The sequence below is a fragment of the Streptomyces sp. SAS_270 genome, assembly GCF_052543295.1.
The window spans coordinates 1-10,820 of the sequence record NZ_JBMNDS010000147.1; the positions used below are offsets into that span (position 1 = coordinate 1).

General features: G+C 68.1%; 13 protein-coding genes and 1 pseudogene. 7 read left to right on the forward strand and 7 right to left on the reverse strand.

Going from position 1 to position 10,820, the window contains the following annotated elements; genetic code table 11:
- Window positions 1–118 precede the first annotated feature (118 nt).
- Window positions 119–691 (reverse strand): TetR/AcrR family transcriptional regulator, encoded by a 573-nt coding sequence (locus tag ACN6LB_RS44900; RefSeq protein ID WP_445030970.1) that lies wholly within the window; start codon window positions 689–691, stop codon window positions 119–121.
- A gap of 412 nt (window positions 692–1,103) precedes the next feature.
- Between ACN6LB_RS44900 and ACN6LB_RS44905 the strand changes: the two are divergent.
- Window positions 1,104–1,753, forward strand: a pseudogene (locus tag ACN6LB_RS44905) (transposase family protein); the annotation flags it as partial.
- A gap of 128 nt (window positions 1,754–1,881) precedes the next feature.
- On the forward strand, window positions 1,882–2,163 hold the full coding sequence (locus ACN6LB_RS44910; protein WP_445030971.1) for a hypothetical protein: 282 nt from the start codon (window positions 1,882–1,884) through the stop codon (window positions 2,161–2,163).
- A 289-nt stretch (window positions 2,164–2,452) separates the two neighbouring features.
- On the opposite strand, the gene ACN6LB_RS44915 is transcribed toward ACN6LB_RS44910, so the two are convergent.
- The 3 genes from ACN6LB_RS44915 to ACN6LB_RS44925 all read right to left on the reverse strand — a co-directional run bounded on the left by ACN6LB_RS44915 (window position 2,453) and on the right by ACN6LB_RS44925 (window position 5,461).
- Window positions 2,453–3,520 (reverse strand): alkene reductase, encoded by a 1,068-nt coding sequence (locus ACN6LB_RS44915; protein ID WP_445030972.1) that lies wholly within the window; start codon window positions 3,518–3,520, stop codon window positions 2,453–2,455.
- A 290-nt stretch (window positions 3,521–3,810) separates the two neighbouring features.
- Window positions 3,811–4,539, reverse strand: a complete 729-nt coding sequence (locus tag ACN6LB_RS44920) for an SDR family oxidoreductase (RefSeq protein WP_445030973.1) — start codon at window positions 4,537–4,539, stop codon at window positions 3,811–3,813.
- 82 nt (window positions 4,540–4,621) lie between these two features.
- Entirely contained in the window at window positions 4,622–5,461 is an 840-nt protein-coding gene (locus ACN6LB_RS44925; protein ID WP_445030974.1) for an alpha/beta fold hydrolase, read from the reverse strand.
- A gap of 123 nt (window positions 5,462–5,584) precedes the next feature.
- Here ACN6LB_RS44925 and ACN6LB_RS44930 point away from each other — a divergent pair, with 123 nt between their 5' ends.
- On the forward strand, window positions 5,585–6,199 hold the full coding sequence (locus tag ACN6LB_RS44930; RefSeq protein ID WP_445030975.1) for a TetR/AcrR family transcriptional regulator: 615 nt from the start codon (window positions 5,585–5,587) through the stop codon (window positions 6,197–6,199).
- A 107-nt stretch (window positions 6,200–6,306) separates the two neighbouring features.
- Here ACN6LB_RS44930 and ACN6LB_RS44935 read toward each other — a convergent pair whose 3' ends face one another.
- Window positions 6,307–6,711, reverse strand: a complete 405-nt coding sequence (locus ACN6LB_RS44935) for a DUF4345 domain-containing protein (protein ID WP_445030976.1) — start codon at window positions 6,709–6,711, stop codon at window positions 6,307–6,309.
- Between the two features lie 346 nt (window positions 6,712–7,057).
- The gene (locus ACN6LB_RS44940; protein ID WP_445030977.1) at window positions 7,058–7,888 is read right to left on the reverse strand and encodes an enoyl-CoA hydratase/isomerase family protein; all 831 of its coding nucleotides are present in this window, start codon (window positions 7,886–7,888) and stop codon (window positions 7,058–7,060) included.
- A gap of 394 nt (window positions 7,889–8,282) precedes the next feature.
- Between ACN6LB_RS44940 and ACN6LB_RS44945 the strand changes: the two genes are divergently transcribed.
- From ACN6LB_RS44945 to ACN6LB_RS44955, 3 genes are all read left to right on the forward strand, one after another.
- Window positions 8,283–8,486, forward strand: coding sequence for a hypothetical protein (locus tag ACN6LB_RS44945; RefSeq protein WP_445030978.1), 204 nt, complete (start codon window positions 8,283–8,285; stop codon window positions 8,484–8,486).
- Between the two features lie 121 nt (window positions 8,487–8,607).
- Window positions 8,608–8,865, forward strand: a complete 258-nt coding sequence (locus ACN6LB_RS44950) for a hypothetical protein (protein ID WP_445030979.1) — start codon at window positions 8,608–8,610, stop codon at window positions 8,863–8,865.
- A gap of 53 nt (window positions 8,866–8,918) precedes the next feature.
- The gene (locus ACN6LB_RS44955) at window positions 8,919–9,056 is read left to right on the forward strand and encodes a hypothetical protein (RefSeq protein ID WP_445030980.1); all 138 of its coding nucleotides are present in this window, start codon (window positions 8,919–8,921) and stop codon (window positions 9,054–9,056) included.
- Between the two features lie 87 nt (window positions 9,057–9,143).
- On the opposite strand, the gene ACN6LB_RS44960 is transcribed toward ACN6LB_RS44955, so the two are convergent.
- Entirely contained in the window at window positions 9,144–9,983 is an 840-nt protein-coding gene (locus ACN6LB_RS44960) for a helix-turn-helix domain-containing protein (RefSeq protein ID WP_445030981.1), read from the reverse strand.
- A gap of 112 nt (window positions 9,984–10,095) precedes the next feature.
- Between ACN6LB_RS44960 and ACN6LB_RS44965 the strand changes: the two genes are divergently transcribed.
- Window positions 10,096–10,692 (forward strand): NADPH-dependent FMN reductase, encoded by a 597-nt coding sequence (locus ACN6LB_RS44965; RefSeq protein ID WP_445030982.1) that lies wholly within the window; start codon window positions 10,096–10,098, stop codon window positions 10,690–10,692.
- Window positions 10,693–10,820 lie beyond the last annotated feature (128 nt).

Below are 10,820 nucleotides of genomic sequence, written 5' to 3' on the forward strand. Positions count from 1 at the left end.
GCCCTCGTACTGGACGTACTTGGGGCTTCGGCCGGTGCGGCGAGGGTGCGTGCCGGGCGCCGTGGGTGCTGTGCGGGACTTTCAAAACACCCCCTAGGTCACCAGCCGGTGCTGACCGTCATCGCGCGAAGGCGAGGGCGTTCTCGATTCCCTGCTCAAGGACCTCGTCGGAGAACTTTCGGTCGGAGAGCGCGCGGGACAGCTGCAGCGTTCCCACCGCCATGGTGTAGAGCCCGATGGCCTTACCGCGGGCGGACTGCGGATCCCCGGGTGCCAGGCGGGCGGCGAGCTCGTCCAGGATGGCCCTGGCACCGTCGGTGTAGGCGCTCTTGGCCCCGTCACCGCAGCGGCCGATCTCGTCGAGCAGGGCGGCGCTCGGGCAACCGTCGCCGGGGTTGTCCCGGTGCTCGGGTGACAGATACGCGCGGATGAGGTCTTCGAGTCCCTCGCGGCCGGGCCGCAGCGCGCCGTACTGCTTCACCTGGGCGCCCAGCTGCTCGGCGATGACGTTGGCGACGAGGTCGTCCTTGGACTCGAAGTGGGCGTAGAAGGCTCCGTTGGTGAGCCCGGCGTCGGACATCAGTGTGGAGATGCCGGAGCCGTCGATGCCGTCCTTCTTGAAACGGTGGCCGGCCCGCTCGATGATCCGCTGCCGCGTCACCTGCTTGTGCTCTTTGGTGTAGCGCGCCACAGGGTTCCTCCATCAACTCCGCCGGGCCATTGCCTGGTATCCCATCCTAATGTGTGGCCTGACGCATGTAATATTATGGCCGACAGGTGATTTGCCGCCGATCCACCCCCATCGGACGGCAAGCCGTAGGCCCGCCTGGCGGCCTTGCGCCGTTGAGCGCGCTGCGGTCGCAGACGTCCGCCGTAAGGCCGACGGCGTCGGGCGACGAGATGCCGGCTGCGATCTCCGGCGTGTCCGGCCGGAGATCCACGATGCCGAAATACGACCTTGTCGGCGAGTTCGTATGCAGTCATGCGGGTGTTTCGTCTTCGTGAGCCTTTTCCAATCTGACGGCGGCAGTGAGGTGTTGGAGGTTTCCGGCTGCGCGGAAGGCCGAAGGTCTTGGTAGGTGGGTTCTCGACCAAGATGACCTGTGTCCGCCAGGAGCTTCGCGTGCTTGCCTGCCCCTCACCTGCGGTGCGGGGACAGCTACGCGCGGCTCGCCGCCGGGTTCGGCATCGGCGTCGCGACCGTGTACCGATATGTGCGTGAGGTGATCGACGTCCTGGCCGCCGCCGCGCCGACCCTGGCCGAGGCGATGAAGACCATACGGGCGCAAGCCTTCGTGATTGTGGACGGCACCCTGCTGCCGACGACCGGATCGCCGCCGACATCCCGTACTACTCCGGAAAACACAAACGCCACGGAATGAACGTCCAGGGCCTCACCGATCCGCTCGGCCGACTGCTGTGGGCCTCACCGGCACTGCCCGGATCGGCACATGACCTGACCACCGCCCGGTGCCACGGCGTCATCGACGCACTCGCCGAGGCCGACGTGAAGCGCTGGGCGGACAGGGCTCACCAGGGCGCCGGCCGCCCGGTCCGGGTGCCGTTCAGGGGCCTCGGCTCAAGGGCTGGAAGCGGCGACACATCAGTAGCCACGCCAAGATCCGCTGCCTAGGGCGAACAGGCCATGGCCACCCTGAAGGGCTGGCGCCTTCTGTGGAAACTCCGCTGCAGCACCAACGGGATCACTGACATCCTGAAGGCCGTCGTCGTCCTTCACCACGCCTCGACCTGAGGCGAGAAAAGACTCCATGAGTGTTGACATCTTCGTGTGCCGGTTCGAGAACGGTGAGCCGGCGCCGCTGGACATGAGTGCTGCGCACGAGGTCCTCGGCCCCTATGTGGTGGCACGGGACCCCCCGGATGAACTTTCTGCAGGTGCGTACTGCGGAGGGGGAGGAGGCGGGTGTGTTCTTCTCCAGCCCGGGCAACATCACCTTCAACCGCTTCGGCGGCGGCGGAATCATGGACCTCCTCGCCGTCCTGCTGCGCCGGCTGGACGCCGTGCTCGTCGTCCCGGGCGGACCAACCGTGATTCAGCGGGACGAGGACCGCGACCTTCTGCCTGCCGCCCTCAGGGACGAGTGGCCCGTCGTCGTGGCCCGCACCGGCGCGGAGATCGACTGGGCGATCCGGGCTTCCTGAACGAACGGACGAGTCGAGGAGCCCATCCCTGGCGCGTGCCACCCCCTAGTGAAGACCGTTCTCGTCCTTCACCACGCCTCGACCAGGTTGGACAAGGCCAAGCCATGGGACGGGGGCCGAGTCCACGTCCGGTGCGGCGAGTCCGGATTCCGAGCCGCGGGCGGGACCTCGTCGTCATCGCCGGCACACCGCTCGCGTCGCGAGCGCATGCTCAGCGCTGCGTGGCTGCGCCGTGCGTACGCCGTAGCGCCCGAGGATGGTGATCACCTCGGGCGCTTCGGCGTTCTGGTCAGGCGGTGTGGGTGGGGTAGTCGGTGTAGCCGGCCGCGCCGCCGCCGTAGAAGGTGGTGGGGTCGGGGGTGTTCAGGGGTGCGCCGGCGCGTATGCGCTCGACCAGGTCGGGGTTGGCGAGTGCCATCGAGCCCACGGTGATGACGTCGGCGATGCCGTTGTCGATGTCCTTGGCGCGGGTGGCGATGTCGGTGCCGGCGCGGTTGAGGAGCAGCGTGTTCGGCCACAACTCGCGCAGCGTGCCCAGGAGTTCCTCGTCGCCGCCGTGGGCCAGGTGCAGGTAGGCGAGATCGAGGGGGGCGAGGGCGCGTACGAGGTGCGGGTAGAGCTCGTGGGTGTCGTCCTCGGCGAGGTCGCCGAGCTGGAAGGGGTTGCCGGGGGAGAGCCGGATGCCGGTGCGGTCGGCTCCGATCTCGTCGGCCACGGCGGTGGCGACCTCCACCGCGAAGCGGATGCGGTTGTCGAGGGAGCCGCCGTACTGGTCGGTGCGCTGGTTGGTGGTGGGGAAGAGGAACTGGTGGATGAGGTAGCCGTTGGCGCCGTGGATCTCGACGCCGTCGGCGCCTGCGGCGATGGCGGCCGCGGCGGCGCGCCGGAAGTCGTCGACCGTCGCGGCGACCTCGTCGGTGGTCAGTGCGCGCGGCTGGGGCATCTCCTGCATTCCGGAGGCGGTGAACATCTGGCCCGCCGGCTTGATCGCTGAGGGGGCCACGGGCTGGCGGTGGTGGGGGGTGTTGTCGGGGTGGGAGATCCGTCCGGCGTGCATGAGCTGGATGACGATGCGTCCGTCGGCCTTGTGGACGGCGTCGGTGACCTTGCGCCAGCCGGCGATGTGCTCGTCGGTGTAGATGCCCGGGGTCACCACATAGCCCTGGCCGTCCGCGGAGGGCTGGGTGCCCTCAGTGATGATGAGGGCGTGCGAGGCGCGCTGGGCGTAGTACTCGGCGTTCAGCTCGGTCGGCACGCCTTCCGGAGTGGCCCGGCTGCGGGTCAGGGGGGACATCGCCAGACGGTGCGGCAGGGAGATCTTCCCGGCGACGGTCGGGGTCCACAGACTGTCGAGCATGCGTGATTCCTCGGGTTGTCGGCATCCGCCATGAGCATCGGCGGATTACATTACGAACATGATGCTTTGGTGGGTGGTGGCCAGCGCAGCAAGGGTTCCGGGGCGTGCGGGGGGGCGCTTCCGGAGTTCCTGAGCAGTCGTACGCGGCGATGCTGGAGGTCGGCCGCGCGCAGAAGTCCGACTTCGTGGCCCGCTGCCCGCGGCGGTGCCGGACACCCGCCTCGACCACACCGCGGTGACCGTTGCGGGGCCCGAACCGCGGACTCGACCTCGCGCGGCACTCCCGTGGGTCAGTCGCCCAGCTGCCCGGCAAACTGCGCCTCGATGGCCGGGTACAGCAGGGCCTGGTCGTCGTGCAGCGTGGACTTCACGTTGCGGCTCATCTCGTCGACGACGGCCTCGGGCCGGCCTGCCTCCAGCGCGTCCAGGGCACTGCGGGCCACGTCGGCCGGCGGGGTCTTCGGGACGTCGAAGCCGGCCTGCATGTCCGTGTCCACCGGCCCTACGTGGACGGCGACGACTTCGGTCCCCTGTGTCTTGAGCTGCTGCCTGGCGGCGTTGGTGTAGCTCCACGCGGCTGCCTTCGACGCCCCGTACGTCGCGGCTACCGGGTAGGCCGCCCATGAGGCGACCGAGAGCATGTTGACGAAAGCACCGCCGCCGTTGGCCGCCACGACCGGGGCGAACGCCCGCGTCATGGAGATGAGCCCGAAGTAGTTCACCTCAAGCTCACTGCGCGCCACGTCGAGCGACGCGGAGAGGGGGAGGTTGCTGCTGGCGACCCCGGCGTTGTTCACGACGATCGCGACATCGGCGAACTCGGCAGCGGCCGCGGCGACAGCTGCCGGGTCCGTGACGTCCAGCGCGACGGGCGTGAGCCGCGGGTCCGTGATGGTGGCGACATCGCGGACAGCCGCGTACACCTTGGTTGCGCCGCGATTGAGGAGCTCGTCTGCGAATGCCTTGCCGATGCCGCGGTTGGCGCCGGTCACCAGAGCTACCGAACCTTCGATCTTCATGTCTGTCTCTTCTCGTCAGGTGGTTCTTCGGGCGTGGGGGGGGCACGCCCAGGACGTGCCGTTCGCCTTGCGCGCAGCTGCTTTACTCGTCGAGGAACTGAAGGGCGTGCTTCAGGAACCGCTCGGGGTACTGGAACTGTGCTCCGTGCCCGGCGTCGGGGTAGATCAGCAGCTGGGCGTTGGGAATGTTCTGGGCGAGGTGCCAGGAGTTGATCGAGGCGATCATCACGTCGTTCTCGCCGTTGAGGACCAGCGTCGGCTGAGTGAGCGCGTTCAGGAAGGCGTAGGGATTCTCGCCCGGCAGAGGTTCTGCGTAGGCCATGGACGCTTCGAACTGCGCCTGCCCGACTGCGGGCGAGCTCGGCGGGTCCTGGTCGGCCCGCTGGTGGCGTCGCTCCCAGAAGGCCCGGCCCGCTTCGACCGCGGCTTGCGAGCGGCCGAAGAACAGGAAGAGGAAGTCCTCCAGGCCGGGGACCGGATTCAGTGCCACCTCGGGCACCTTGGGGTCCATCGTCGGGTCCCCGCCGCGCAGGCCGGTGCCGAGCAGGAGGAGCTTGCGCACCAGCTGCGGGTGACGCAGCGTGACCTCCTGTGCCTGGTAACCGCCGAGGGAGAAGCCGAGCAGGTCGACCTGCTCCAGCCCCAGCGCCCGGATGACCGCGGCGATGTCGTCGGCCATGTCCTCGACCCGGTTGCGCGGTGTGCCGGATGAGGAGGCGATGCCGCGCCCGTTGAACAGGATGACCTCACGGCCTTCGGCCAGGCCGTCGGTGAGCAGGGGGTCCCAGTTGTCCATTCCTCCACGGAAGTGCTGGACGAGGAAAATCGGGACGCCGGAGGGCTTGCCCCAGCGTCGGTAGGCGAACCGGTCGCCGTCGACCTCGATGTACTGAGTCGGGGCGGTCACATGTGTGTCACTCATGGCCGAGCCTTTCTGGTGGGGATGAAAAATACGATGACGGTCGTAATCTAAAAAGTCAACCTCTTTGATGTCGATCGACATCTATGTATGCTTGGCCGTCGAGCGTGGAAGAGGCGGCTGAACATGCGAGTGACCAAGGCACAGGCGGAGCAGAACCGTGCGCACATCGTCGCGACAGCCTCCAGGCTGTTCCGCGAGCGCGGCTATGACGGTGTCGGCGTGGCGGAACTGATGGCAGCCGCCGGGTTCACCCATGGCGGGTTCTACAAGCACTTCCGCTCCAAGGCGGACCTGATGGCCGAAGCGTCCGCGAGCGGGCTCTCGCAGATCGCCGCACGGACAGAAGGTCTGGACCCCGCCGAGTTCGTCGAGAGCTACGTCTCCCGGGAACATCGCGACGGGCGCAGCGACGGCTGCACCATCGCGGCCCTCAGTGGCGACGCAGCACGCCAGCCGGAGGACGTCAAGACAGAGTTCGCAGCCGGGATCGAGAACCTGCTGACCGCCCTTCAGGCCCCGATCGACACACCGGGGGATGCGGACCAGGACCAGCGCGCGGCCCGCGCCATGGTGATCGGCATGCTCGCCCATTCGGTCGGAGCGATCATGCTGTCGCGGGCATGCCCCGACGATTCTCCGCTGGCGGACGAAATCCTCGATGTCTGCCGCAAGGAAATTCTCGCCTCACTGGCGCACGGCAGCGGTGACCAGTCGGCGGCGCTGAGCCCTGAAGCCTGAGCTTGTCCTCCCGTTTCAGCGCGGGTCCACACCTCTGTGCTGCGAGAACGAGCGATCAGATGGTGCGGCCGGCATCGCGCGGCAGTACATGTACTCCAGCGATGCCTTCAAGCGGTCTCCCTCAGCTGTGGGGAGGAGTCCTCCACCCGCAACACATAGGCCGCAGCGCCGGCGTAGGAAGCCTCGACGACAAGAACCGCGGTCAGCAGCGCATGAGGCCACCCGTCCGCCACGATGCTGACCACGCGCCCCACAGCTAGGCCGCTCATGACGGTGAACAGCGTGATGAGCGAAGTCCTGGTGTAACGCATGTTGGAGGCTCCCAGGCAGAACAAGATCGCCATGGCTACGAACAGTGACCCGGAACCGCTCCTGAAAATGTTCGCCTCCGATGACGACTGGATGTCGACCCCGTAGACGTCGAGCAAGAGGTCGGGAGTCAAGAGATAGATCAACCCGATCACGCCGATCCCGAGGCCCGCGGAACCAAGAACCATCTTGTTCAGACTCATCTTTCTGATACCTCCGGTTTGAGAGCTCATCGAGGAAGCTCCAGAACATGCGGCACGAACTGCTCGTGGTATTGGAAGGGGGTCTGTTTCATCAGCCTGAAGAGGCGCTCGATGCCGAACGACCGTGCGCGGTGGGGCATTGTCCGTCGCGTTCTCCGTGTTCGGACCCCGGAGGGCGGGGCGGGGCCCTCCGGCCGGGAGCCGGCGGCCGGGCTGCCGTGGAAACGTGCCCGACCGCCGCAGGGACCCTGGTGGGCCGCCGGGGATGGAACCGGCCCAGGGCGTCGCGGCGCCTACGGGCGTCCTGTGGGGCGCTGCGGTCGGTCGAGGGCGCGGCCGGGGACGATCAGAGGGCCTCGTTGACCCGGCCGATGTACTCGCCCAGCTGGTACTCGACGTCGAGGCCCTTTTCGGCGACCAGCGAGCCGAGCCCGACCGCACGCGCGCCGAATCCCGGCTGCGTCAGGGTGCCCGCGAACTCGCCGAAGGCGGCGACCAGATGGGCGTCCGGCGGCAGTGTCGCCCGGTTGACCTGGGACTTGGCGGTCGCCAGTGCCTGCCGGTCGAAGGAGGCGAGACGGGCCGCCGTCGCGTCGACGAAGGCGTCGAGCTCCGCGTCGGGCAGGGTCCGGGTGGCCCATCCCCAGCGCTCGGCCAGGTCGGCGTCGTAGTCGGCGCTGGTCAGGATCGCCTCCAGTGCGCGGTCGCGGCCGATGGAGCGCGGGAGCCGCTCGGCGCCGCCTCCGCCGGGGACGAGGCCGAGGCCGACCTCGGGCTGGCCGAAGAACGCCTTCTCGCGGCTGGCGTAGCGCAGGTCGCAGGCGAGCGCCAGCTCGTTGCCGGCGCCGCGGGTACGGCCGCGGATGGCCGCGATGCTGACGAACGGAGCCTTGCTCAGCCGCAGGACCATGTCGGTCCAGACCGGGTTGTCGTCCTCGTGTTCGGGCAGGGGGAGGTCGGCGGCCGCGGCGGCGTCGAAGTGGTTGATGAAGAAGTCGGGAAGTTCGCTGGCGAAGACGACGACCTGGATGTCCGGGTCGTTCTCCAGCTCCGAGACGATCTTGTGCAGCGCCAGGATCGACTCGGGAATCACCAGGTTCACGGGAGGATTCGAGAACGTGATCCTCGCGGTCTGCGGGGTCGTCCGCTCCAGGCGGATCGTGCTGGGCTGGCTCATGGTGTGGGTTCCGTTTCGTGTTTCGTAGGCGGCTTGGGCTTGGGCTTGGGTTTGGGTTTGCGTGGTCGTGATCGTGTCCGGCGACCACGGAGTTGTTGCGCCTGGTGGGGGTGCGGGTGTCGCCGACTTGTCACTCGGAGCTGTGACGAGCCATCAGTCGGGCCCCACCATTTATCGTACGGTCATAATACAATAGGCCGGAAACGGCAGCAAGACTCGACGCGCAAGGGGAACCATTGGCCGGTCGTTTTGCACGTATGGCCGACCGGCGAACCGCAGCCGTCGAGACCGTCCGGCAGCGCACGAGAGCGGGAAAGGTCAGGTGGGCGGAAGAGATGCTCGCTTTCGAACGAGGCCGCCGCCGAAGTCGTCGCGGATGGAGAGGAGGGCGGTGGTGACGATCAGGTTGGCCGGGACCGTCGGCATCACCGCCACGCAGATCGCCTCCCAGGCGGCAGACGCCGGCATCACCCAGGCCGATCGACAGAAGCCACGCCGCATCCAGCCCGTGTCACCACCTGGGCTCTCCAGCAGCGGTGTGGACCGCCCGGACGAGGCGACCACCCCGCTCACCGGGCGGGGGAATCAGTTCAAGTAGGCGCTGCTCCGATCGACAAACCGCAGGACTCCCTCATGGGCATCACGTGGCCGCAAATGACTGATGTGTGAACGAAGTTGGGCTCAGGATGCGTTCGCCAAACAGTCACCATGGCTGTTCCGTGAACGCTTTGCTCCGGCGCCTCCAAGCCCTCACTGCACACCGCCGTGGGGGGTCCGACGCCGCCGGCTACGCCTACTCGCTGCTCCAGGAGGGCGTCGCCGCTCGCGTTCGCGACGCCTTCCCCGTCCTGGGCAGCCCGGCCGGCCTCGCCGCCGAAGCGACCGTGTGCGCCCAGCTGCTGCAGACCGTGGCCCGCGGCGACGACCTCGCCCTCGTGGACCCTCCGGGACTGGTCCGAAAACCCCGCCACTGTTGACGATTCGGCCCGCCCAGCCGACGTCATGGAACTCGATCGCCCCTACTGGATTTATGACGACCGGGCCGGCAACCCTGCCCCGCAGCAAGGCGCTGGCGGACGAAATCCTCGATGTCTGCCGCAAGGAGATCCTCGCCTCGCTGGCACACGGCAGCAGCGACCGGCCGATGGCAAGGAGTCCGGAAGCCTGACCGCAGCCAGCCGACCGACGCAGGCCCCAACCACCCGAGGGTCAGAAATCCGAGCCGTTGGGCCGGCGTTTGAAGCCCTCTCACACGTCAGGAGATCGCCCGCAGCGTGCTGCGCCGATGTCTGCGGCGGAGTTGCTCGACGGCCTCGGCGGTCTTGCTGTCCGAGGGAAGGAAGACTGTCAACTGCTGTGCTTCGGCGGAGAGTTCGAGGGTTTCCCGCAGCAGTCGGAGCTCGCATCCGGTTGGATGGCTGAGCCGGAGGACTCTGCGTTGCGGAACGACGTGCCGGTTCAGGCGCCGGGTCAGGTCGGGGCCGGCAAGGGGTGCGAGTTGTGTGGTGAACCACTCGGAGTTCTCGACGGAAGGGGCGAGCCACAGGTCGAATGCCTGCTCGTCGGCGACGTCGTCCCAGTCGGCGAAGAAGGTGCGGGCGCGGGGGTCGGTGAAGACGTAGCGGGTGAGGTTCGGGGTTTCGGTGTCGAGCAGGCCGCTGCCATTCGTCACCGACTGGTATGCGGAGGTGTGGGCGAGGATGTCACCGAGCCGGTTGGTCAGCACGGCAATGCCTGGTTCGAGGAGGCGGAGTGTCCGCTGAACGGCATCTCGCACATGCCGGGACGGGGGTGCAGGTCGGGTGTGCGCGGTGCATTCTCCGCCTGTGATCTTCGTCAGGTAGCGCAGGTGGGCGCGCTCGGTGGGGGAGAGGCTGAGGGCGTCGGCGAGAGCGTTCACCACCGCTACCGACGGATTGCGGTCACGGCCCTGCTCGATGCGGGCCAAGTATTCGACACTGATGCCGGCGCGCGCCGCGAGATCCGTACGGCGTAGCCCCGGTGAGCGGCGGCGGCCTCGATCCGGTAGGCCCAGTGTCTCCGGCTGGACACTGTCGCGCTTGCTCCGGATGAAGTCCCCCAACGGCGTACCCATGTCTTGAGGATAGGGCGGGCCGGGCCGGTCGCGGGGAGCTCAGGGTGGCCCTACGGGGGCCAGCCTGAGCTCGGCCTGGCTGTGGCCGAGGGCGGACCCGATGGTGTTGGGCATGGAGAACAACACACACAAGCTGGTGGTCATCGTGGCGAGCGTCCGCGAAGGGCGGTTCGGTCCGGTGGTGACGTCCTGGTTGGCTGAACAGGCCGACTCGCACGGCGGTTTCGACGTCGATGTCGTCGATCTGGCCGACGCCGAGATCCCGCTGTCCCTGCCCGCCGCATCGCCGAAGTACGCCGGCGACGACTACCCCCGCCCGGCCGGGATGCAGCACCTGACCGCCGCACTGGAGAGCGCGGACGCGTTCGTCATGATCACACCCGAGTACAACCACAGCTACCCCGCCTCCTTGAAAGCGGCCATCGACTGGCACTTCACCCAGTGGACTGCCAAGCCTGTCGCCTTCGTCAGCTACGGGGGCGCGGCGGGCGGCCGCCACGCTGTCCTGCACCTGGAGAACGTGCTGACCGAACTGCATGCGGTGACGATCCGCGACGGTCTCGCCTTTCCCAACTACTTCACGGCGTGGCAGGACGGCCGTCCGCTCGACCCCGACGCCCCCGGGTACGCCAAGTCGCTGCTCGACCAGCTGGCCTGGTGGGCCGGTGCGCTCAAGTCGGCACGCGAGGCTGTCCCTTACCCGGCCTGAGTGCGGCGACGACGAGCACGCCTGCGTGGCGACGGCGGGGCCGTGCGCGACGCGGTGCAGACAAGCTGCCCGGGCCGGTGAAGCCGGGGTGCGCAGTGGGGCCGTGCCGACTGCGTTCGGCACGGGCC